At 72.1% G+C, this 21,946-nt stretch carries 20 protein-coding genes and 2 pseudogenes; 7 read left to right on the forward strand and 15 right to left on the reverse strand.

Features of this window, described 5'->3' with window-relative positions; all coding sequences use genetic code 11:
- Positions 1–42: 42 nt before the first annotated feature.
- The 5 genes and pseudogenes from OV079_RS59720 to OV079_RS46190 all read right to left on the reverse strand — a co-directional run.
- A pseudogene (locus OV079_RS59720) lies at positions 43–1,353 on the reverse strand (OPT family oligopeptide transporter); the annotation flags it as partial.
- Positions 1,354–1,395: 42 nt separating this feature from the next.
- Positions 1,396–2,486 (reverse strand): annotated as a pseudogene (locus OV079_RS59725) (calcium/sodium antiporter).
- A 131-nt stretch (positions 2,487–2,617) separates the two neighbouring features.
- Positions 2,618–3,280, reverse strand: a complete 663-nt coding sequence (locus OV079_RS46180) for a hypothetical protein (RefSeq protein WP_267776341.1) — start codon at positions 3,278–3,280, stop codon at positions 2,618–2,620.
- A gap of 141 nt (positions 3,281–3,421) precedes the next feature.
- Positions 3,422–5,122: a serine hydrolase domain-containing protein gene (locus tag OV079_RS46185; protein ID WP_267776342.1), complete on the reverse strand. Its 1,701-nt coding sequence runs from the start codon at positions 5,120–5,122 to the stop codon at positions 3,422–3,424.
- A complete protein-coding gene (locus OV079_RS46190) occupies positions 5,112–5,723 on the reverse strand; it encodes an RNA polymerase sigma factor (RefSeq protein WP_267776344.1) in 612 nt (203 codons plus the stop codon). Before OV079_RS46190 ends, OV079_RS46185 begins: the two co-directional genes overlap by 11 nt.
- A gap of 311 nt (positions 5,724–6,034) precedes the next feature.
- Between OV079_RS46190 and OV079_RS46195 the strand changes: the two genes are divergently transcribed.
- Positions 6,035–6,379 carry an AgmX/PglI C-terminal domain-containing protein gene (locus OV079_RS46195; RefSeq protein ID WP_267776345.1) on the forward strand — a complete coding sequence of 115 codons (345 nt, stop codon included), beginning with the start codon at positions 6,035–6,037 and terminating at the stop codon, positions 6,377–6,379.
- A gap of 119 nt (positions 6,380–6,498) precedes the next feature.
- Here the strand turns inward: OV079_RS46195 and OV079_RS46200 are convergent, their stop codons facing one another.
- Positions 6,499–6,918, reverse strand: a complete 420-nt coding sequence (locus OV079_RS46200; RefSeq protein ID WP_267776346.1) for a hypothetical protein — start codon at positions 6,916–6,918, stop codon at positions 6,499–6,501.
- Between the two features lie 291 nt (positions 6,919–7,209).
- Positions 7,210–7,533, reverse strand: coding sequence for a hypothetical protein (locus OV079_RS46205; RefSeq protein ID WP_267776347.1), 324 nt, complete (start codon positions 7,531–7,533; stop codon positions 7,210–7,212).
- Between OV079_RS46205 and OV079_RS46210 the strand changes: the two genes are divergently transcribed.
- Both OV079_RS46210 and OV079_RS46215 read left to right on the forward strand, forming a co-directional pair.
- Positions 7,492–8,250 (forward strand): phytanoyl-CoA dioxygenase family protein, encoded by a 759-nt coding sequence (locus tag OV079_RS46210; RefSeq protein WP_420829590.1) that lies wholly within the window; start codon positions 7,492–7,494, stop codon positions 8,248–8,250. The two genes, OV079_RS46205 and OV079_RS46210, sit on opposite strands and share 42 nt — an antisense overlap.
- Before the next feature lie 327 nt (positions 8,251–8,577).
- Positions 8,578–9,381 carry a DUF1963 domain-containing protein gene (locus OV079_RS46215; RefSeq protein ID WP_267776349.1) on the forward strand — a complete coding sequence of 268 codons (804 nt, stop codon included), beginning with the start codon at positions 8,578–8,580 and terminating at the stop codon, positions 9,379–9,381.
- Between the two features lie 30 nt (positions 9,382–9,411).
- On the opposite strand, the gene OV079_RS46220 is transcribed toward OV079_RS46215, so the two are convergent.
- Both OV079_RS46220 and OV079_RS46225 read right to left on the reverse strand, forming a co-directional pair.
- The gene (locus OV079_RS46220; protein WP_267776351.1) at positions 9,412–11,112 is read right to left on the reverse strand and encodes a SulP family inorganic anion transporter; all 1,701 of its coding nucleotides are present in this window, start codon (positions 11,110–11,112) and stop codon (positions 9,412–9,414) included.
- Between the two features lie 769 nt (positions 11,113–11,881).
- Positions 11,882–12,529 carry a hypothetical protein gene (locus tag OV079_RS46225; RefSeq protein WP_267776352.1) on the reverse strand — a complete coding sequence of 216 codons (648 nt, stop codon included), beginning with the start codon at positions 12,527–12,529 and terminating at the stop codon, positions 11,882–11,884.
- Positions 12,530–12,633: 104 nt separating this feature from the next.
- On the opposite strand from OV079_RS46225, the gene OV079_RS46230 reads away from it, so the two are divergent.
- From OV079_RS46230 to OV079_RS46240, 3 genes are all read left to right on the forward strand, one after another.
- A complete protein-coding gene (locus OV079_RS46230; RefSeq protein ID WP_267776354.1) occupies positions 12,634–13,629 on the forward strand; it encodes a MopE-related protein in 996 nt (331 codons plus the stop codon).
- Between the two features lie 624 nt (positions 13,630–14,253).
- A complete protein-coding gene (locus OV079_RS46235) occupies positions 14,254–14,478 on the forward strand; it encodes a hypothetical protein (RefSeq protein WP_267704405.1) in 225 nt (74 codons plus the stop codon).
- A 28-nt stretch (positions 14,479–14,506) separates the two neighbouring features.
- The gene (locus tag OV079_RS46240; RefSeq protein ID WP_267776355.1) at positions 14,507–14,890 is read left to right on the forward strand and encodes a hypothetical protein; all 384 of its coding nucleotides are present in this window, start codon (positions 14,507–14,509) and stop codon (positions 14,888–14,890) included.
- Between the two features lie 31 nt (positions 14,891–14,921).
- On the opposite strand, the gene OV079_RS46245 is transcribed toward OV079_RS46240, so the two are convergent.
- The 6 genes from OV079_RS46245 to OV079_RS46270 all read right to left on the reverse strand — a co-directional run bounded on the left by OV079_RS46245 (position 14,922) and on the right by OV079_RS46270 (position 19,988).
- The gene (locus OV079_RS46245) at positions 14,922–15,389 is read right to left on the reverse strand and encodes a DUF6939 family protein (RefSeq protein ID WP_267776358.1); all 468 of its coding nucleotides are present in this window, start codon (positions 15,387–15,389) and stop codon (positions 14,922–14,924) included.
- Positions 15,390–15,483: 94 nt separating this feature from the next.
- The gene (locus OV079_RS46250) at positions 15,484–16,179 is read right to left on the reverse strand and encodes a cell surface protein (protein ID WP_267776359.1); all 696 of its coding nucleotides are present in this window, start codon (positions 16,177–16,179) and stop codon (positions 15,484–15,486) included.
- Entirely contained in the window at positions 16,176–17,198 is a 1,023-nt protein-coding gene (locus tag OV079_RS46255) for a TlpA family protein disulfide reductase (protein WP_267776360.1), read from the reverse strand. The genes OV079_RS46250 and OV079_RS46255 overlap by 4 nt, the downstream gene beginning before the upstream one ends.
- A gap of 408 nt (positions 17,199–17,606) precedes the next feature.
- Positions 17,607–18,512: a hypothetical protein gene (locus OV079_RS46260; RefSeq protein WP_267776362.1), complete on the reverse strand. Its 906-nt coding sequence runs from the start codon at positions 18,510–18,512 to the stop codon at positions 17,607–17,609.
- A 10-nt stretch (positions 18,513–18,522) separates the two neighbouring features.
- Entirely contained in the window at positions 18,523–19,095 is a 573-nt protein-coding gene (locus OV079_RS46265; protein WP_267776363.1) for a Uma2 family endonuclease, read from the reverse strand.
- Positions 19,096–19,178: 83 nt separating this feature from the next.
- Positions 19,179–19,988 carry a type III pantothenate kinase gene (locus OV079_RS46270; RefSeq protein ID WP_267776364.1) on the reverse strand — a complete coding sequence of 270 codons (810 nt, stop codon included), beginning with the start codon at positions 19,986–19,988 and terminating at the stop codon, positions 19,179–19,181.
- A gap of 50 nt (positions 19,989–20,038) precedes the next feature.
- On the opposite strand from OV079_RS46270, the gene OV079_RS46275 reads away from it, so the two are divergent.
- Complete coding sequence (locus OV079_RS46275; protein ID WP_267776365.1) at positions 20,039–21,874, forward strand: DUF2254 family protein; 1,836 nt, start codon at positions 20,039–20,041, stop codon at positions 21,872–21,874.
- Positions 21,875–21,946: the final 72 nt, after the last annotated feature.

Consider the following 21,946-nt stretch of genomic DNA (forward strand, 5'->3'; position numbering starts at 1 on the left):
AGCGACTAGCGCCGTGGTCCCGCCGACGCTGGCGGCCACGCAGACGACGCCGGCGATGGTGAGCGCGCCGAGGCGGTGCTCGGGCCCGACCCAGTCGGCGGCCAGGAAGATCAGGCAGGTCAGCAGCAGCGTCGCCACCGTCATGCCGGAGATCGGGTTCGACGACGAGCCGATCTCGCCGGTCAAGCGGCCCGACACGGTGACGAACAGGAACGCGAACAGGCCCATCAACAGCGCGCCGAGGAAGCCGACGGGGAAGAACGGCGACAGGCTGATCGCGGTGATCACCCCCAGCGCGCCGAGCAGCACCGTCTTCATCGACAGCTCGCGCTCGGTGCGGATCACCTCGGTCTTGCCCTTCCCGGCGCCGAGCGAGGACAGGCCGGCGCGCAGCGACGAGACGATCGTCGGCAGCGAGCGCGCCATGCTGATGATGCCGCCGGCCGCCACCGCGCCCGCGCCGATGTAGAGCACGTAGGCGTTGCGGATGTCGTCGATGCCCATCGCCGCGATCGGCTTGGTGGCCGGGAACACCAGCGCGTCGGGGCTGGCGCTGCCGAAGAACTTGATCATCGGGATCAGCACCAGATACGACAGCACGCCGCCGCCGAGCATGATCCCGCCGACGCGCAGGCCGACGATGTAGCCGACCCCGAGCAGCTCCGGCGAGATCTCCGCGCCCACCGAGCCGCCCGGCAGCACCCCCGGCGTGTGCACGGTGAGGTCGCCCTGCGGCGTGGCGATCGTCTTCGTCCCGCCCGAGACCCACGTCGGCACCTCCTTCCACAGGTGCGCGCCCGCCATCGCCAGCTTGTAGAACAGGCCGACGAAGAAGCCGCTGAACACGGTGCGCGCGGTCGCTCCGCCGCGCTCGCCGACCTTCAGCACCTCGGCGCAGGCGGTGCCCTCGGGGAACGCCAGCGACTTGTCGGCCATCATCGGCCGGCGCATCGGCGAGAACAGCAGCACGCCGAGGATGCTGCCGAGGATCGCCACCAGCATCACGCGGCCGATGTCCATGTCGTAGCCGAGGATCATCAGCGCCGGCATGGTGACGCCGACGCCGAACGCGATCGACTCGCCGGCCGAGCCGGCCGTCTGCACCGTGTTGTTCTCGAGGATGGTGGCGCGGCGGGTCCCGAGCGCGCGGCTCAGCGCGCGCAGCACCGTGATCGCCAGCACCGCCACCGGGATCGAGGCCGACACGGTGAGGCCGACCTTGAGGGTCAGGTAGATCGACGACGCGCCGAACACGATCCCGAGCAGGACGCCGAGCAGCAGCGGCCCGCGCGTCAATTCGGGCGGGTCGCGGTCGGGCGGGACGGGGATCGGGAGCGCTTCGCCTTCAGCCACGCGGCGACGGTAGCCGATCCGCGCCCAGCGGTCACGCGCGATTCAGGCGGCCTGCTTGCGCCGCTGCTTCAGCTCGAGCACGAGGCCGAGCAGCAGGGTGATCGCGGTCAGCGGCAAGGCGACGTAGCGCATCAGCATGCCGTAGGTCGCCAGCGCCGCGTGCTGCTGCGAGGCGAGGATCAAATAGGCCGTGTACGCGACGTAGTAGAACAGGAACAGCGCGCCCTCCCAGCGGGCCAGGCCGCCGCCGGTGATGAACAGCGGCAGGCAGGACACGGCGACCGCGGTCATCACCGGGATGTCGAACGACAGCGCGTCCGGGGCGACCGAGACGCCAGTCGGGGCGACCGCGGCGCTGATGCCGAGGACGCAGAAGACGTTGAAGATGTTGCTGCCGACGACGTTGCCGACGGCGATGTCGCGCTGGCCGCGGACGGCGGCCAGCACCGAGGTGGCGACCTCCGGCAGCGAGGTGCCGGCGGCGACGATCGTCAGGCCGATGACGAGCTCGCTGACGCCGAACAGGCGGGCGAACGCGACCGCGCCGTCCACCAGCCAGCCCGAGCCGAGCACCAGCATGCCGAGGCCCGCGGCGACCATGGCCATTGGACAGGTAGCTTGGCGGTCAGGCTGCCGGGCTGGGCCAGCGAGACCTCCTCGTCGCCGCTCTGGCCGTCGCGCCTGGCGATCCGCAGCAGCATGAAGGTGTAGACCAGCAGGGCGACGAACAGGACGATGCCGTCGACGCGGCCGATCTTGCCGTCGAGCGCCATCAGCCAGCAGGCCGCGCTGGCGACGATCATCAGCGGCACGTCGAGGCGGACCAATTGCCGCTGGACCAGCAGCGGCGCGATCAGGGCCGAGAGGCCGAGGATGAACAGGATGTTGAAGATGTTGCTGCCGACGATGTTGCCGAGCGCGACGTCGGCGCCGCCGTCCGGCGACATCGCCGCGCTGATCGAGACCGCGAGCTCGGGCGCGGAGGTGCCGAAGGCGACGACCGTGAGGCCGATGACCAGCGGCGAGATGCCCAGGCGCCCGGCGAGGCGTGCGGCGCCACCCACCAGCAGCTCGGCGCCGACGACGAGGAGGACGAGGCCGAGGACGAACAGCGCGATGGTGACGGCGGACATCGGTGGCCGGGAGGATACGCGACCGAACCGCTGTTCGCCGCTCGCAGGCGCCTGCGCGCGGGCAGGAGCGCCGTGGCGGAGGGGCGCCGTCGCAGAGGGGCCGTGCCCCCGACGCGCGGCGGCGCTCGCCCTTACTTCTTCTCGTCCTTGGCTTCGCCTTCGCCCTCACCGTCCTTGAACTTGTTCACGGTGAGGGTCTCGTCCTTCTCGATCTCCTCGAGCGCCTTGTTGATGCCCTCGAGCTCGGTCCGCGCGTTCTTGATGGCCTCGGTGAACGCCGCGTCGCTGGCGATGCTGGGCCCGAGGTTGTTGACGATCTCCTCGAGCGGGCGGAACAGCTTGTTGTAGCTGGCCTGGGTGTTGCCGCCCTTGGTGCTGCGCTCGGACAGCTTGTCGATCTGCTTGATCAGCGCCTTGAAGCGGTCCTGCAGCGGCTTGATGCCCTTGTCGGCGGCCTTCTGCGGGTCCTTCGCGGCGGCCCACTTGGCGGTCTCTTTCTCGACGTCGTCGATGAACTTGCCGGTGTCGACGTCGAGCTGCTTGTACTCCTTGATGCGCGTCTTGATGTACTCGCGCTCGACCTTCTCCATCTCCTTGGCGTTCTCGGCCGCCAGCTCGGCGTCGATCTCGGCCTTGGTCTTGAAGCCGGCCTCCTTGCGGCGGCGCGCCGCTCCTCCTCCGACACGGTGGATTCCTGCTTGAGCTCCGACACCTTCTTGGTCGGCGGACCGATCTGATCGGCGATCGACTTGCGCTCGCCGCCGTCGCACGCGGGCGCGGCCAGGAGCGCCCACGGCAGGGCGAGCATCAAGCTGCGCGTTACGACATGGCCCGAGAGAACAGAACGTTTGGACATGAGCAGATCCCCCAGCCGGCACGATACGAGCGCCGGCGCGGGGTTGTCAAATACCGCTCGGTGTCCTTCTCGTTCGGCCTCACTCCTTCTTGAGGATAAAACGCAGTTCGCCGGCCTGAAGCGTGAGATGGGCGACGGGCGCGCCCGGGGGGCCGAACTCCGCGATCGTGGCCGACGGATCTTTGAAGAAGAAGCGGTCTTCACCCATGAAGTGCATCCATTTGTCGCCGTGCTCGGGCACGTTCATCCACAGGCGATCGCCGGTGCGGAACACCCGGACCTGTTCGATCGCGCTGAGCTCGCCCTCCTCGACCAGCCCCTTCAGCTCCTTGTGCGTCGTCTCCGTCAGCACGTAGTTGCCGACGTAGCGGGCGAGCTGCGGGGCCGACAGCCGGATCTCCGCGAACTCGCGCGGCGGCTGGACCGCGCCGCCGTGGACGATCTGCGCCAGGTCGTAGGCGACCGCGCGGGTGTCGACCGCCTCGGTGTTGGCGAGCACGAACACGGTGATGCCGTCGCCGAGGAAGCGGGCGATCGTGGCGTTGTAGCCCTCGACGCCGCCGGGGTGCCACGCGATCGTGCTGCCGCCGTCCTGGCGGACGAACCAGCCCATGCCGTACTCGTCGCGCACCACCGTGGTCATCTCGTCGAGGCTCTTCTGCGACAGCAGCAGGCCCGGCGTGCGCAGGGCGCGGTCCCAGCGGGCCAGGTCGGCGGCGGTCGAGACCATGCCCGCCGCGCCGCCGTAGGCCGAGGAGTGGCGCTCTGCCGCGGGCACGAGCACCTCGTCCTCGTCGAACTCGTGGCCGATCGCGTCGGCGGCCAGGCCGATCCCGCTGCTCCGCATGCCCGCGGGCGCGAGCACGTTGGCGCGCAGGTAGTCGGCGAACGGCTCGCGCGCGACCTGCTCGACCAGTTGACCGAGCAGGAAGTAGCCGGAGTTGCTGAGGTCGAAGTCGGTGCCGGGCACGAACTCGAGCGGCTGGTCCTGGAAGATCGCCCGCACGTCGGCGGCCGCGACCGCGCGCGTGTGCCCGAGCGAGAACACCGCGGCGTCGGTGTAGCTGGGGATCCCCGAGGTGTGGGTGAGCAGCTGGCGGACGGTGATGCGGCCGCCGATCGCGGGGTAGTCGGGGATGTACTTGCGGACAGGTGCGTCGAGGTCGACGAGGCCGCGGTCGCGCAGCTGCAGCACCGCGATCGCGGTGAAGGTCTGGGTCAGCGAGCCGATCCTGAACTTCGTGTCGGCGTCGATCGGGCTCTCGCGGGCGAGGTCGGCCCGGCCGTAGCCGCGGGCCAGCAGGAGCTCGCCGTCCTTCACCACGCCGACGACGCCGTGGAACTCGAAGGCCTCGCCGTAGTTGCGGCCGAACGCGCCGACGTAGGCGTCGATGCGGTCCGCGAGGTCGGCCGGCAGCGCCAGCGCGGGCACCGGCGGGCCCTCCGGCAGGACCGCGCCGATCGGCGCCTCGTCGCGCGGCGGCTGGGCCTGGATGACCTCCGGGACATGTCGTGAAAGACCTGTCCATTCGGGCATCCACCCGGCGGCCGCGGCGGCGACCGCGGCGACCGCGACGGCGAGCACGCCGGCCGCGGCGACGCCGACGAGGCGGGGCGCGCCGAGGCCGAAGAAGCGGCGGAAGGGCGCGCGCTCGGGCTCGCTGCGGCCCTCGGCGGCGAGGGCCGCGAGGACGCGGTCGGCGAAGTCGGCCGGAGGCTCGGCGGCGGTGAACGCCGCGAGCGCGCGGCGCTCGGCGTCGGTGCGGGGTTCATCGTGCACGGTACACCTCCTCCAGGGCGCGGCGCAGGGCGGCGCGGGCGCGAGACAGTCGGGATTTCACGGTGCCGAGATCGACCTGCAGGTTGTCGGCGATCTCGGCGTACTCGAGCTCGTGGTACTCGCGCAGCAAGAAGGCGGCGCGGAACTCGGGGGACAGGTCGTCGATCGCGTGCTGCAGCGCGGCCGCGAGGCGCACGCGCTCGGCGTCGGCGTCGGCCGCGGCGGGACCCGCGGGCTCGGCGAGCGGATCGATCGGCGCCACCTCGGGCCGGCGCCGCCGCAGCTCGTCGATCGCCAGGCGGCTGGCGATCGTCAAGATCCACGTCGACAGCCGCGCCGGTCCGCGGCGGTCGAAGCCCTGCAGCGCGCGGAACACTCGCAAAAATGTCTCTTGGGCCAGGTCCTCGACCAGCGGCGCCGCGGCCCGCCCGTGCAGCATGCGCGACAGCAGCGCGAACACGGGGCGTTGATAGCGGACGACGAGGTCCCGCCGCGCCCGCGCGTCGCCCCGCTGGGCGCGGGCCAGCGTGACCTCGTCGAGCTCGTCGGGTGGTGGTCGTGGCGGCACGGCTTCGGGGTCCCGCGAGGCGAGGGCGGTCACGCGAGGGTGTCACGGGCGGCCCGCCCGCGGGTTCCCGATCGACGCCACAATGCACGAGAACGGCCGCCCCGCGGCGATGGAGGCGCCTGCGCGAAAATGACCGGCGACGGGCGCGACGACCCGGGCGACCCGAGCCCGGAGGCGGTGTGACGCGGTCCTCAGGAGCGCCGCGATCTTCCAGGACGTCGGCGGTGGCGCGAGGACCTTCGAGGTCGAGCAGAAAGATCGCGGCCGCGGGAACCTCGACGCCGCGGGTCCGTGAGACGGAGCGAACGGAGGAACGCGACGCTATGCGCAGATGGTACCCGGCGATGCTACTCACCACGATCGTGACCGCGACCACCCCGGCCCGGGCCGGCGACGGATCGCTCGAGAAGGACGAGATCCGCAAGGTCGTCAAGACGCACATCCAGGAGATCCGCAGCTGCTACAACGAGGGCCTGTCGCGCAAGCCGACGATGGCCGGCAAGCTGACGGTGGACTTCGAGATCGCGGCCGGCGGCGAGGTCAGCAGCAGCCAGATCCAGCAAGGCTCGACCCTGGCCGATCCGAAGGTCGAGGGCTGCGTCGCGGCTGCCGTGCAGTCGTGGAAGTTCCCGGCGCCGACCGGCGGCTCGGTGCACGTCAGCTACCCGTTCGAGTTCGCGCCGGGGTGAACGGACGCGGCCGTGCGAGGCGCGATGACCCGTGCGAGCTCGAGGCGCCCGAGCTCGCACGGGTCATCGGCGAAGTCAGGGACAATTCAAAATATGTCTTTAAGGACATGTCGCCGAGGTCAGCCCCAGAGCTGGAGGCCGATGGCGATGAGGCCGCCGAGGACCGCGCCCCACAGGCCGCCGAGCACGGCGCCGGCGGCTCCGCCGACGAGGGCGGTGTCGCTGATGGGCGGCTCGGCGGGCGCGGGCGGCTCGGCCTGCGCCTCCTGGGCCTTGGACGCCGGCCTGTCGTCGGTGACGGCGGGGGCCGGCGCCGACTTCGGGAGGCGGCGCGGGGTCGGCTTCTGGACGCAGCGCAGGCAGCCCGGCAGCAAGGCGAGGACCTTGGGGTGCGGGCGGACGGCGTCGATGTCCCAGGCGCCGCGGCCGTCGCCGCAGCCGAACCGCGAGAAGGCGAGCTTGCGGCGGCAGCGGTGACAGAAGCCCTGCGTGGAGGTGTAGATCGAGTTGAGGGTGTCGCTGTCGAAGGCCATGGTCATCGCCAGGAGGTAGGGCTCGTATAGGCGAGTCGCCTTATCTGGTGCGGACCATGCGATCGGCCTGTGGAGGGCCTGCAGACGGGCTCTGGACAGCGTTTTGCGCGAGCCCGTCCGTACCTGCGCGGCGGCCGCTGACGCGCGCTTTCGCGGCCCGCGAACGGCCCCTGCGCAGCACGTCCGCGACGGCTGCGTGGGTGATGCACATGCGGCCCGTGACGCCCGCCACGGGTGTCTCGCGGAAGACTGGCACCTGCCGAGAGCTGACTGAAGGGACATGCCCTTTCGGTCATGTTATTTTTTGAAGAACATGATGATGCTGCGTGCCCACCGGGCCCAGGCGCTCGGGTTGAGTCGGCCGGGCCGGTGGGTTATGCTGCCGGCGACATGATGATGTTCACGATCGCTTCGGCCTTCTTCCAAGTCGTTTGAGGCAGCGCGCTTCGAACCGGGCGCCCCGCGCCCACGGCTGAACTGCCGGCCTCCGCACGCCCCGCGGCGCTGCGGGCCGGCGCGATCGGAGAATTTTTTCATGACTGCCCACGACAATTCCCCCGCGCGCTCGGCGACGCGGACATCGACAATTTCATCCGCGACGGCTTCGTCCGCATCGACCACGCCTTCCCCCGCGAGGTGGCCGACGAGGCCCGCGCGATCCTCTGGCGCGACACCGGCTGCGACCCCGCCGACCCTGCGACCTGGACCCGACCGGTGATCCGGCTCGGCCAGTACGGCCAGCCGCCGTTCGTCGCCGCCGCCGGCACTGCGGCGCTGCGCGACGCCTACGACAGGTTGGTCGGGCGCGAGCGCTGGGTGCCGTGCAGGGCGCTCGGCACCTTCCCGGTGCGGTTCCCGTCGCCCGTCGATCCCGGCGACGCCGGCTGGCACGTCGACGTAAGCTTCGGCACCGACAACCCGGACTTCATGGAATGGCGCGTCAACCTGGTCTCGCAGGGCCGGGCGCTGCTGATGTTGTTCCTGTTCTCCGACGTCGGCGAGGACGACGCGCCGACGCGGATCCGCGTCGGCTCGCACCTGGCGATCGCACGCCGGCTGGCGCCGGCCGGCGAGGCCGGGCTGAGCCTGCGCGAGCTCGTGGCCGACGACTTCGGCGGCTCGGCGCACCTGCCCGAGGCGCTGGCCGTCGGCGACGCGGGGACGGTGTACCTGTGCCATCCGTTCCTCGTCCACTCGGCCCAGCCCCACCGCGGGACGCGGCCGCGGTTCCTCGCGCAGCCGCCGTTGCTGGCGCGGGAGCCGTTCCGGCTCGAGCGCTCCGACGGCGATTACGTGCCGGTCGAGACGGCGATCCGCCGCGCCCTCGGTCGCGCGTGAGCCGAGCGACGGGCCGCCGCGCGAGGCTTCGCGCGGCGGGCCCGTGTGCGACGGCCGGGCAGCCGCGGATGACATGCCCGAAGCGACATGTCCGCGCTTCATGGAGCGGATGTCGCCGTCGACGAGAGCCGGATGTCCCGGCGGACAGGTGACGAAGTCACGCCGCGCATGTCCTGCGGGACATGAGCTGGCGAGCGGGACGCGAGCGAACCACCGTCCGCCGCCCGGAGATCGTGGGCTCGTCCGATGCCATCGACGAGGACGTGATTCGGCGAGCGACGGGCGCTTGCGCCGTCCAGGCCGATGGCCTAGCTTCGCGCACCCCTCATGGCGAAGAAGCAGACCGAGTCGTTCAACCTCGAAGACGTGCGGCCCCGGCTGGAGCGGACGGCGTTCGTGCCGACGCTGGTGGCGGTGACCGACGACCCCGATTACGTCGACGACGAGACGGTGCTCGGGGTCGACGACCTCGCGGCGGCGAAGATCGGCGGGGCCCCGTTCCTGTCGAAGGAGGCGCCGGCGCCGAAGTGCGGCAAGTGCAAGCAGCCGCTCCGCTTCGTGCTGCAGCTGCGCCGCTCCGAGCTCCCGCCTGCCGCCCAGGCGACCCTCGCCGACGAGCTGCTGCAGCTGTTCTGGTGCGACGACTGTCAGAGCAGCGGCGGCGCGGAGGACCCGTGGAGCAAGGGGGCGCTGATCCGCGAGGTCGCGCTCGGCGAGCCGATCGCGCCGGCCACGGCGAACCTCGAGGACGAGGACGAGGACGCGGACGCGGACGCGCTGTCGGTGACGTTCATCCGCGACTGGCGCGAGGCGCAGGACTATCCGTCGCCGCTGGTCGAGTCGCTGGCGGCCGCGCTCGAGGTGAGCGCGAAGTCGGAGGCGACCCGCGAGCGCCTCGAGACGCTGGCGGAGGCGATGGACGAGGCGGAGCTCGAGACGCTCGACGGCGTCAAGCTCGGCGGCTGGCCGCGGTGGGTCTCGGAGCCCGAGACGGTCAAGTGCAAGTGCAAGGCGGTGATGCAGCCGGTGATTCAGCTCGGCGAGAGCGCGGTGGTGGTCGGCGACGGCGGGACGACGTGGATCGTCGCCTGCCCGGCGTGCGGCAAGAAGGCGTACTTCTGCCAGCAATGAGGCGAGCTTGAACATGTCCCGTGGGACATGTCATGGCCAGGCTTGCGTCGCGCGGGCGTCGGGCGTCGGCGCCTGGTCGCCGCTGGCGCGCTGGACGGCCTCGTGGGCGGTGAAGCTGAAGCGGTCGGGGCCGAGCTCGGCGGTGAAGCCGCTGCGGGCCAGGACGTCGCGCACGGGGCCCTTGAGGTCGGCGACGTAGAGCTCGATGCCGTGACGGCGCAGCTCGCCGAGGAAGTCGCGCAGGTTGGCCAGCGCCGACACGTCGATGTCGTGGACGCCGCCCGCGTCGACGACGACCGCGCGCGCCTTCTCGGCGGCGATCCGGCGCCGGATCTCGTCGATCAGGTAGGTCGCGTTGGCGAAGTACAGCGGCGCGTCGAGGCGGATGATGACGACCCCGGGGACGGTCTCGGCGTCGGGGAAGCGGAGGACGTTGCGGTAGACCTGGGTGCCGGGCAGGCGGCCGAGCACGGCGGTGTGCGGGCGCGTGGTCCGGAGCACGAACAGCAGCAGCGAGGCGCCGACGCCGAACGCGAGGCCGAGGCCGACGCCGAGCGCCAGCGTGGTGGCGAAGGTGATCGCCAGCGGCACGAGCTCGCGCGGGCGGGTGCGTCGGAGCTCGCGCACGAACGCGACGTCGACCAGGCGCGCGACCGCGACGACGATGATCGCCGACAGCACCGCGCGCGGCAGGGTGGCGAGCAGCGGGGCGAACAGGACGAGGGTGAGGGCGACGAGCGCGGCCGAGACGACGCCGGCGAGCGGGCTGCGGGCGCCGGCCTGGGCGTTGACCGCGGTGCGCGAGAGGCCGCCGGCGATCGGGTAGCCGCGCACGAGGCCGGCGGCCATGTTGGCGAAGCCGAGCGCGAGCAGCTCCTGGTCGGGCTCGACGACCTCGCCGCGGCGCGCGACGGCGAGGCCGGACGAGAACGCCTCCATGAACGAGATCAGGGCGATGAGGCCGGCGGCGGGGGCGAGGCCGAGCAGCAGCTCGCGGTCGACCGCGGGCCAGGTCGGCGCCGGCAAGCCCGAGGGCACCGGGCCGAGCAGGGCGAGGCCGCGGGCGTCGAGGGCGAACGCGTAGCCGGCGACGGTGGCGAGGACGACCACGAGGAGCGCCTTGCCGCGGAACTTTCCGAGACCGACGAGCGCCAGCACGGCGCCGACGCCGAGCGCGACGGTGGGCCCGTGGACGGCGCGCAGCTGCTCGGCGAGGGCGACGAGCAGCGGCCACAGGGCGCTGCTCGGCAGCTTGAGGCCGAGCAAGGGGCCGAGCTGACTGGCGATGATGAGGATCGCCGCGGCCGAGGTGAAGCCGCGCAAAACCGGCAGCGAGAGGAAGTTGACGACGAAGCCGAGGCGCAGCGCCCCGGTGACGGCCTGGAACGCGCCGGCGAGGATGGCCAGGGCGGAGGCCGCGGCGACGTAGGTGGCGACGTCGCCGTTCGCCAGCGGGGCCAGAGCGGCCGCGGTGAGCAGCGAGTCGAGCGCGACCGGGCCGACCGCGAGCCGCCGCGAGGTGCCGAGCACCGCGTAGATCAGCGGCGGAGCGAGCGCGGCGTAGAGGCCGGCGATCGGCGGCAGGCCGGCGAGCATGGCGTAGGCCATCGCCTGCGGCACCAGGAGCACCGCCGTGGTGGCGCCCGCGAGCAGGTCGGCGGCGAAGTCGGCGCGACCGTAACCGACGATCCAGCGCAGGAGCGCGCGCGGCTTGGGCTCGAGGGACGACATGCCGGCGCGAGCGAGTGTGGCACGTTGTCGCGCCGGCTTCAGCGGCCGCCGAGCGCAGCGCCGCAGCGGGCGCGGCGATGAACGCGGTCCCGACGACCGTGGCGGGCGTGCCCGGGACGGACGAGCGTCTCGTCACGCGCGAACGTGAGGCGGCGCGGGCCGGGAGGGGCGGGAGGCGCTGGCGCGAGGGACAGACCAGATGTCCCCGGGGACAGGTCGTCAGGGCCGCACGGACGGGCACGAGGCCGATCTTTCATGTGTCTCGAAGAACCCATCAAGGCGCGCACCGGTTGACGTGCGCCGCACCGCGACCGGGAGCGAGGGCATGCGTCCTGACGCGAGAGACTCGACCTGGCGCGAGGGACAGATCGTCCGACGCGAGGTGAAGCGACCTGGCGCGAGGGACAGATCGTCCGACGCGAGGTGAAGCGACCTGGCGCGAGATGACCGGGAAGGCGCGCGACCTGGCGTGAGGTGGCCGGGAGGGCGCGCGACCCGGCGTGAGATGACCGGGAAGGCGCGCGACCTGGCGCGAGGTGGCCGGGAAAGCGCGCGACCTGGCGTGAGATGACCGGGAGGGCGCGCGACCTGGCGCGAGGGACAGGTCGCTCGGTACGAGAAAAGCGACCTGGCGTGAGGTGATCGGGAAGGCGTGCGACCTGGCGTGAAGGACAGGTCGTTCGGTGCGAGAAGAGTGACCTGGCGTGAGATGACGGGAAGGCGCGCGACCTGGCGTGAGGGACAGGTCGCATGGCGCGAGGGACAGGTCCTATTGCGCGGCCGCCTGGAGGGCGGCGGCGATGGCGGGCTCCTGGGCGTCCATGGTGGTGAGGAGCGAGTTGCAGGGGACCATGTCGTCGACGGTGATCTGCGACTCGGGCCACTCGCGGAAGCCGACGGTGTCGGAGCGAAGCTGGACCTTGCCGACCCAGGGGACGATCTTCGTCGGTGACGCGCCGGGGCGGGAGACGAGGGCGATGACCAGGCAGCCCTGGCCCTGGCGCGACAGCAGGAGGCCGACCGAGACGCCGGCGCAGCCCTCCTTGGGGCACACGCGCTCGGGCTCGGGGCGGAAGTCGATCGGGCGGCCGGGCAGGTGCTTCTCGACGATGCGGCGCATCTGCTGCTGCAGGGCGGAGGCGAGGCTGCGGTTGTCGTCGACGATCTCCCGCGGGATGATGCGCGGCCACAGCACCGTCACGCCGCCCGCGGTGCCGGCCGACTTGGAGACGTTGCGCTCCTCGAGCGTCTCGGGGGCGGGCTGAGGGGCCGGTGTCGGTGTCGGGGCCGGGGCCGGGGCCGTGGTGGCCGGCAGGCCGGGCGCGGTCGAGGGCGGTGGTTGGCTGGGCGGCGCGTCGGTCGTTGCGGGCGTGCAAGCGAGCAGGGCTGCGAGCAGGGGGGCGAGGCGCGTGCGCATGCGGCGAGTGTATCAAACGCGGCGCGCGCTCGCGCTCGCGCGCGTGAGGCTTCGGCGGGTGCAGGCGACCCGCGCGGACGGGGTTCCAGCTAGAGTGCCTGGCGATGAGAAGGGTCGCCGGTTTGGTGCTCGCGCTCGCGGGCTGCACGTTCGACGCCACGGGACTGGGCGAGACGCCGCAGACCGGCGCCGGCACGGGGCCGACGACCACGGGCTCGACGTCGGAGATGGTGCCGTCGACCGACCCCGGGCCGACGGGCTCGTCGACGACCGAGGACACGCTCGGCGTGTCGGGCTCGGAGTCGATGACCGACGGCACCGGTGGCCCGGGCGGCGACTCGACGTCGATGCCGCCGCTCACGACCACCACCGAGCCCGAGACGACGACGACGACCAACACCACGCAGCCGATGACCAGCACGACGGCGCCGGAGACGACCGGCTGCCCGCTGGTGATGCTCTACAAGGACTTCGACAACGACAACTACGGCGACCCGAACGTGCCCATGCTGGTCTGCGAGGGCGAGCAGGGGTGGGTGCCGGACAACACCGATTGCAATGACATGTCGGCCAACTCGCACCCCGGCATCACCGAGATGTGCGACGGGATCGACAACGACTGCGACGGGGCCTTCGACGAGTTCGACGCCGAGAGCAACAACGACGCCTGCGTCGGCTGCAAGTTCAGGATGTACGAGGGGAGCCTGTACTACTTCTGCAGCAACGAGCTCGACTGGGAGCCGGCCGAGCAGTTCTGCGTGAGTCACGGGCTGCACCTGGTCAAGGACGACGGCGGCGCCGAGCGCACGTTCCTGCTGCAGGAGATGGGCAACACCGGACTGTGGTGGACCGGCGGCAACGACCGCATGACCGAGGGCACCTTCAAGTGGGTGTCCGACGACACCAACGTGGCCGGCGACTCGTGGGGCAACAACGAGCCCAACGATCAGGAGTGGCTCCTGTGGGAGAACGCCGACTGCATGCTGCTGATCGACAGCGACGGCGTGGGCGGCTACCCCGGCGGCGGCACGGGCGGCAAGTGGGCCGATCACATGTGCGACGACGGTTTCAAGTTCATCTGCGAAGGACCGCCGCCGTGACCGGCGGCCCCGGGGCCCGACGATCCGCGGGGCGCCGCACGAGTGGAGCTGCGCAAGAGCCCCGCGGCGCAAGGGGGACGAGGATGGCCTTCGGGACAGGTTGATGCGCCGGAGAACTGCCGCCGCCATGCGCTGACCTGATAGCGTTGCACAGGCAGCGGCGCGGCGGACGACGCACGTGGTCCGTATGGCTTCGGGGGGAGCCCCGGAGAGCGCCGCTCGGGACATGCCGATCGTGCGGGGCGCGGTGGTGGCGGGGAGCGGTCGTAAACAAAATTTGTCCTTCGGGACATGCCGATCGTGCGGGTGGCGGTGAGCGTCGCAAAGAATGTCCTTCGGGACATACCCATCTCGCGGGGTGACGGTGGTGGCGGTGGGGAGCGGTCTTGAAAAAGATGTCCTTCGGGACATGCCGATGGCGGCCGGCGCGGCGGTGGCGGGGAGCGGTCGTTAAAAGAGAATGTCTTTCGGGACATGCCGATCGCGGGGCGGCGGCGTCGACGGCGGCATGGCGATAATGAACATGTTCCGAGAGACAGGTGATGCGCAGTGCCGCGCGGGGCGAATGTGCGCTGCGCGGAACGGCGCGTGGCGAGGCGGCCGGGGCTCGGGCATAGAGGGGTCGTGAAGGCTGCGAGTGCGGGGACGGGGCCGAGCCGCTGGGCTCGGCAGGCGGCGACGTTGCTGGCGCAGGTCCGCGACGACGCGCTGCGGGACGACCTGCGGCTGCGCTTCGACGAGCGCGCCGCGATCTGCGAGATCGACGGCGAGCTGTCGCGCACGGAGGCGGAGCGGATCGCGTTCGAGTCGCTGGTCCAGGCGCTCGAGCGCCTGCGCGGCCGCAGCTAGCGGCCGAGGCGGCGTCGAGGTGGTGGCGGTGAAGCGCGGCGACGTCGCCGGGGGTCGGTTGTGGGCGCGGCAGCTGGAGATGTGGTGGGCGCGCATCGCCGCCGAGCAGAGCTTCGCGCGGGCGCTGGCGATCGCCGAGGTCGATGCGGACGGACGCGGGGCGCTGCGAGGCGAGGCGCTGGCGGGCCTGGGCGAGGCGCAGATGGGGCGCGGGGCGGCGACGTCGAGCTGGCCCACCTCAAGGCGACCTACGGCGAGGCGTTCCGCCGCTCGTTCCACGCGGCCCTGGCCGAGCTCGACGAGCAGGCGCGCAACCTCCTGCGCCAGCACCTGCTCGACGGCCTCAGCATCGATCAGCTCGCCGCGCTGCAGCGGGTCCATCGGGCCACGGCCGCGCGCCGGCGAGCGCTGACCGCACGAGACCGATGCGGTCTCGAGAATCCTCAGGTCGAAGGGACATGCTCTGCGGGCCATGTCCCTTCGAGCATGTGGATGACCAGGCCGACGTGTGACAGCGGGCGGCTGAGGTCGTCGGGGTCGGGGTTGGTCTCGTAGTCGAGGAGGACGACCTGGCCCGCGGCGCCGAGGCGGCGCAGCTCGGCGAGCTCGGCCGCGAGATGGTGGTGGAGGACGTGGCGGTAGGTGGGCAGGTAGATCTGCCGGCGGGCCTCGGCGTAGGACAAGAGGCGCGTCCCTTCGAGGCCGTCGCGGTGGCCGAGGCAGGCGCCCAGGCGCTGCACCGTGCGCTTCAGGCCCTTCAGCGTCGTGACGTCGAGCTTGCTAGGGTCGATGTCCTGGGTGGCGAACACCTTGAGCGCCTGCCACACGCCCTCGACCGAGGCGGCGGTGTGCCCGGGGGTGAAGGGCACCGGGATGCCGCCGTGCGGGTAGAAGGGCTGAACCTGACCCAAGGGTCAGGACCGCGCGAGGTCAGGTCGAGCACGGTGGCGCCGGGGAAGCGCTTGCCGACGTGGGCCTGCGCGTGACGGTTGTAGAGGTGGAAGCTCATGGCGCGTGGACGGCGGCCAGGGCGTCGAGGTCGAAGCCGCCGCTGCGACCGCTGCACCACTGGCCGGACGGATCGTACGCGTCGCCGACGTCGATGAGGCGGACGTAGCGAGCGCGCGCGAGTCCGACCTCGGCGAGGTCGAAGGCGTCGCCGCCGGCCTCCGCGGGGTCGGTGGGGTCGAGGCCGTTGCCGGTGTTGGCGCGGACCTGGGCGACGCCGGCGCAGCCGCGCAGGAGATCGTCGCCGACCGGGTCGCAGGCGAAAGCGCGCCAGTCGACGCCGTCCTCGCTCACGAGCACGCGCGCGGGCTCGGCGAAGGTGCCGTCGCCGACGACGAACGGGTTCTCGAACACGAGCAGGTCGGGGCCGGGGCCGTCGACGACGCCGTCGCCGGCGAACCAGAGGGTGATCTGGCCGCCGCAGCCGAGCGACAGCACGTCGAGGCCGGCGTTGCCGTTCTCGCCGGCCTCCGGCGCGCCGAGGACGATGGCGGGGAACGACTCCTCGCCCCAGCCGCCGCCCATCGGCACGAACTCGTCGACGCAGTCGGCGAACGGGTCGGATGGCGCATCGGACATGTCCTCGGGGCAAGCTCCGAGGGCAGGGTGGCGGTCGAGGCCGTCGTCCTCGCCGCCGGTCGGGGCGCAGGCGAACGCGAGCAGCAAGGGTGCGAGGCGGGTGCGGGTGGTCATGGATCGGGGCTGGTGGCCGCGGTGATGGCGGCGCGCAAGGTGCTGTCCAGCGCCCGGCCCTGGTGGACCCAGCGGATCCGCCCGTGGGCGTCGACCAGCACCAGGTGCGGATACACGGACAGGCGGAAGGCGCGGGAGATCGCGCCGCGGTCGAGGACGATGCGGAAGGGCAGCTGCTTGTCGTCGCGGTAGCGGGCGGCGATCGTCCGCTGGTCGCCCTCGCGGTCGCAATTGACGCCGACGACGGCGAAGCCGCGCTCGGCGAGCTCGTGGTGGACCGCGACGTACTTGCTCATCTCGTCGCTGCACACGCCGCACCAGCTGGTGAAGAAGACCAGCAGCCGGGCCCCGCCGCGCAGGTCGGCGGTGGTGAAGTCGCCGCCGTCGAGGTCCTCGGCGTGGAACTCGGGCACGGCCTCGCCGACGGCCACGGGCGCGAGGGTCTGCCAGTGGGCGGCGAGATCGGCGGCGTCGCGGCCGGCGCTGGCCAGCGGCAGCAGCACGACGAGGGCGCCGACGACGAGGGCGGCGCGGCCGGCCGGCGGCGCGGGCTCGGCTGTCTCTCGGGACAGGCAGACGGCCGGGCGGATCCACAGCGCCAGGCCGGCCGCGAGCACGGCCCCGGCGATCTCGATGCTGTACTTCGGGACAGGTAGCGGGTGGCCGAGGCCGGCGGCGAGGCGCGCCACCACGACCAAGAGCAGCATCGGCAACATGCACAGGGCGGCCCTGTGGGCCCGCAGCGGGCCGAGGATCGCCTCGACCGCGAGGGTGGTGACGAGCCACGGGATCAGGACGGTGAGGCCCGCCAGCAGGGTGGGCAGGGCGGCCAGCCCGGCCATGGCGGCGAAGTCGGCCGCGGCGTCGCCGAGCGCCAGCAGGTGCGCGCCGGCGGCGAACAGGAGGATGAAGAGGAGGCCGTCGCGCGGGCCGTCCTCGGGGGCGAGCGAGGCGACGGTGGCGCGCGGGCGGAGCAGCGCGCCGCCCCAGCGCGCGAGCGCGGTGCGGAGACGGGTCATGAGCGGGCGAACCTCGAGGCGGAACGAGTGCGGTGATTCATGAGCGGGCGAACCGCGAGGGGGAGGCGTGCGGTGATTCATGCGCGGGGCGAGCCACGATGCGGACGAGAGCGGTGATTCATGCGCAGGCGGGACGCGAGCGGTGATTCATGAGCGGGCGAACTTCGGAGCGCGCCGCTCGCGGATGGCTGGGTTCGCGAGGACGGAGCGCGCCGCTCGCGGATGGCCGGGTTCGCGAGGACGGAGCGCGGGACCAGCACCGATCGACGGCACGACGAGGGTCGAGGGGCGGAGCTCGCAGCGAGGCCTCGCGCGAGACATCGATCGTGGCTGCGGCACGAGGGCGGGCCGTGAGCGCAGGGACCGAGCCGGATCGATCATTCGTCGCGGGTCTGAAATGAGAGGCGTTCATGGCTGGCCGAGCCTCCGACGGGCGGCGGCCACGAGCGGTCGCGGGAGGCGGCGGGCGTCGGCGACGCGGCGCAGGTCGGCGCGACGCAGGCGCCACAGCAGGCTCATCGCCAGCGGCAGCGGGGTGGCCGGGTCGAGGACGCGAGCGACGCCGGCGTCGCGGGGCCGGTCGAAACGGGGGAGAGGGGCCGGGACGGGCGCGGGCGCCAGCTCGATCGGCGCGGGCAGGTCGGTGTCGTCGGGCGGATCGTCGGGCAGCGGGGGCGCGGCTTCGAGGTCCTCGCCGGCGCGCGAGCGCAGGGCCGCGAGCTGGCGCGCGGCGTGGTCGTCGGACCTGTCGTGAGGGACATGTCCCGAGAGCAATGCGCGCAGCAGGCCGCGCAGGCCGGGCACGCGCTCGCGGGCGCCGAGCTCGACGGCCGCGTGGAGGGCGGCGCTCGGGCAGCGCGGGTTACGGGCCAGCGCCGCGAGGATCGCCGGCGCGGCGAGCAGGCGCGGGTGGGCCAGGGCGATCGCCTCGCAGGCGCGCGGCGGGCCGCAGCGGGCGACCAGCGCGAGGGTGTCGGCGTGGACCTGCGGGTGACGCACGAGCACCGCGAGCTCGTCGGCGTGGCCGAGCCGCCGCCGGGCCATGAAGTCGAGCGCGGGCGCGGGCAGCAGCGGGTCGGCGAGGGCGGCGAAGATCGTGGGGCCCGGGAGCTCGGCGGCGGTGCGCCCGGCGAGGTCGGCGTGCGGCGGTCGCTCGAGCGCCCACAGTTGATAGAGCATCAGCCAGGTGTCGCTGCCGGGCGCGGGGATCAGGGCGCGGGCCGCCAGCTCGCGCTGCGCCGGGCCGGCGCCGGGGCCGACGAGCTTGTGCAGGCGGGCGCCGAGCCGGGCGTCGCTGAGCGGCGGGTGCAACATGGCGGAGAGGTCAGGTGGGCGGCCGCGGGAAGAACAGTTTTCCGATGGGCAGCTCGACGGCCTCGAACGGCGGGACGCGGGCGACCTCGGTGTCGTCCCAGGCGCCGGCGCGCAGCCACTGGCTGTCCTTGAGGACATACGCCTCGAGGGTCCGCTCGGCCGGGTCGATCAGCCAGTAGTAGGGGACGCCGTGCTGGGCGTAGAGGCGGGCCTTGAACACGCGGTCGTGGCGGGCGTTGGAGGGCGAGAGGACCTCGCAGATCCAGTCGGGCACGACGTCGATCGGGCGCACGTCCTCGGGGGAAGGCAGCCGCGCGCGTCGCCAGCCGGCGAGGTCGGGGCGGGTGACGTCGTGGCGCGAGAAGCGGACGTCGACTTCGGGCAAGATCCACCAGCCGTCGGGACCGTCGGTGTCGTCGTCGTAGGGGCCACCGATGAATCGTCCCACGCTGCGCTGCACGCGGCCGTGCTGGGGCAGGCTTCCCGGTTGCGCGACGATCTCGCCGGCGTGCAGCTCCGCGTGCACGTCCTCGGGGAGATCGAGCAGATCCTCGTAGGTCTTGAGCTTGCGCGCGGCCTCCACGGCTCGAACCGTACCACATGCAGGCAGGGTGGGCCTGCGTGGAGGGCGCCGGGCGTAGCGCACGGCTTGCGCCGGTGTTTGCGTCAGTCGGCGGGCGGGCGGTGGAGGGCGTGGATCAGGCGCAGGCCCTCGAGCACGAGGGCGTCGTCGACGACGTCGATGATGTCGGTCTCGCGGGCGACGTCGGGGGCGAAGCCGCCGGTGGCGACGACCGTGACGGGGTGATCGAGCTCGTCGCAGATCCGTCGGATCACGCCCTCGACCAGGCCGACGTAGCCGTACAGGAGGCCGGACTGCACGGCCATGATCGTGTTGGTGCCGATGACGCGGGCGGGGCGGGCGATGTCGACGCGCGGGAGCTTGGCGGCGCGGGCGAACAGGGCGTCGGCGCTGATGCCGATCCCGGGGGCGATGACCCCGCCGAGGTACTCGGGCGTGGGCGTGACGACGTCGAAGGTCGTGGCGGTGCCGAAGTCGACGACGAGGACGCCGCGCGCCGGCTCGGAAGCGCCCGCGGTGCCACGCGCGCCGTAGCGGCTGTGGGCCGCCACGGCGGCGACGATCCGGTCGGCGCCGACCTCGTGCGGCGGGTCGTAGAGGATCGGCATGCCGGTCGGCAGACCCGGCTCGACGACCAGCGCGGCGAGCCCCGCGTAGTGCGAGAGGGCCCGCAAGAGCGGCCCGACGACCGGAGGGACCACGCTGGCGACGACGGCGTCGCGGAGGTCGGCGAAGCGCACGCCGACGAGCGCAAGCACGCGCTCGACGGCGACCGCCAGCTCGTCGCGGGTCCAGTTGCGCTGGGTGGCGAGGCGCAGCTCGCATCGCAGCTCGGCCCCCGCGAACACCCCGATGGATGTGTTGGAATTGCCCACGTCGATGGCGAGGAGCATGGCCGGGGCACTCTAACCCCGCCGGCTCGACCTCTGCTACCGTGGCGCCCGTGGACGACGAGCCGAAGGCAGCGCAGCCGCCGCAGCCGCCGCAGCGGCCGCACGAGCCGAGCGTGTCGCCGAACGCGGTCACGCGCGAGGAGAAGCTCGACGACACGATGCACGCCAGCCGGTCGATGATCCTCCGCCGGCTGCCGCTCGACGGCCAGTCGCGCGAGGCGGAGCTGCGGCGCCGGCAGCAGGCCCGCGGGCAGTACCGCCTGGCCCTCAAGACATGGTCGGTCCCGCTGCTGATGATCGGCGCGGTGGTCGTGGTCTTCTACCTGCTGTCGTTCTGGCTCAACGTGCTGTCGTACACCGGCACCGAAGAGCTGAGCCTGGTCGACCGCCTGGTCCACCAGGACCTCGAGAAGGCGCAGAACACCGTCGGCGGCCTCGGCGAGGTGATGGCCGCGGTCCTCGGCCTGGCGCTGACCGTCTCGAGCATCATCGTGCAGCTGGCGGCGACCCGGTTCACGCCGCACATCACGGTGCTGTTCTTCCGCGCCCGCACCAACATGCTGGTGCTCGGGTTCTTCGTGGTGTCGACGTTGTTCGTGGTGTGGGTGAACTTCTCGCTCGACGGGGCCGACTACGTCGGCCCGCGCTGGGACGTGATGTTCTCCATGCTGCTGATGACGACCAGCCTGCTGCTGCTGTTCCCGTACTTCGCGTACGTGTTCGACTTCCTCGACCCGAACAAGATCATCGGCCGCATCAAGACCAACGGCCTCGACGCCTGCACCACCAAGCTCGGCCGCCAGTCCATCAGCATCGAGCAGCGCCAGCGCTCCGCGGTCGAGGCGGTCGAGCACCTGACCAACATCGGCCTCAACGCGCTGCAGCAGAAGGACAAGAACATCGTCTCGGCGACGATCGACGCGCTGCGCGAGTTCTGCGTCGAGTACGGCGAGATGAAGAACGGCATGGTGCTCGAGTGGTTCAAGATCCCGGACCGCCAGAGCCCCGACTTCGTGTCGCTGTCGCCGGAGGCGATCACCGACCTGCGCCACCGCCGGACCTGGCTCGAGTGGAAGGTGCTGCGCCAGTACCAGATGCTGTTCACCGAGGGGCAGAGCCAGATCAAGGACATCTGCTACCTGCTCGCCATCAACACCCGCCGCCTCGGCGAGGCCGCGTCGGTCTACGGCGACCTGCGCGCGCTCGACCTGACGATCAAGTTCTTCAACACGTACCTGCGCGCGACCCTCAACGCGTCCGACATCCGCACCGCGTACAACATCCTCCACCAGTACCGCCAGCTCGGCGAGACGGTGCTCGAGATCGGCAAGCGCTCGAAGCCGACGGTGATCGACCGCGACAAGACGCTGGCCGACCGCGCCATCGAGATCGCGCACCGCATGCGCTACTACTCGGGGGTCGCGTTCCAGCGCAACATGGCGTTCGTGGCCGAGGTGATCGCCCACGACATCGGCACGCTGTGCGAGCGGGCGTTCCAGCTCAGCAGCGAGTGCCACGACGACCTGCTGCGGATCTTCCTCGCCGTCGACGACGCGACCGAGTCGGCCGACAAGGCCAAGGCGCTGCGCGGGGTGCGGAAGGCCCAGATCAAGCTGGCCACCCACTACCTGGTGTACGGCGCGACCTCGCTGGCCCGCCGGATCGCCGACGACATGCGCAACGAAGACCCCCGCCGCCTGCGCTCGATGTGGGTCGAGCTGGCCAACCTCGACACGCCCGAGTTCTGGGAGGTCAACGACCGCGGCTCGAACTTCGACTACCTGACGCCCGACCAGAAGGCGACGCTGCCGAGGTTCTTCCAGTGGTTCGAAGGCCTGCAGGCCGACAGCCCGGCGCTCTACGACTCGCTCGTGCTGCGCAAGTGAGCCGAGGTGACTTTGGGGACATGCCCGAAAGGGCATGTCCCGGCGCGGCGAAGGTCCGCGGCGCGGGCCGCC

The organism is Nannocystis pusilla, assembly GCF_026626665.1.
Lineage (GTDB): Bacteria > Myxococcota_A > Polyangia > Nannocystales > Nannocystaceae > Nannocystis > Nannocystis pusilla.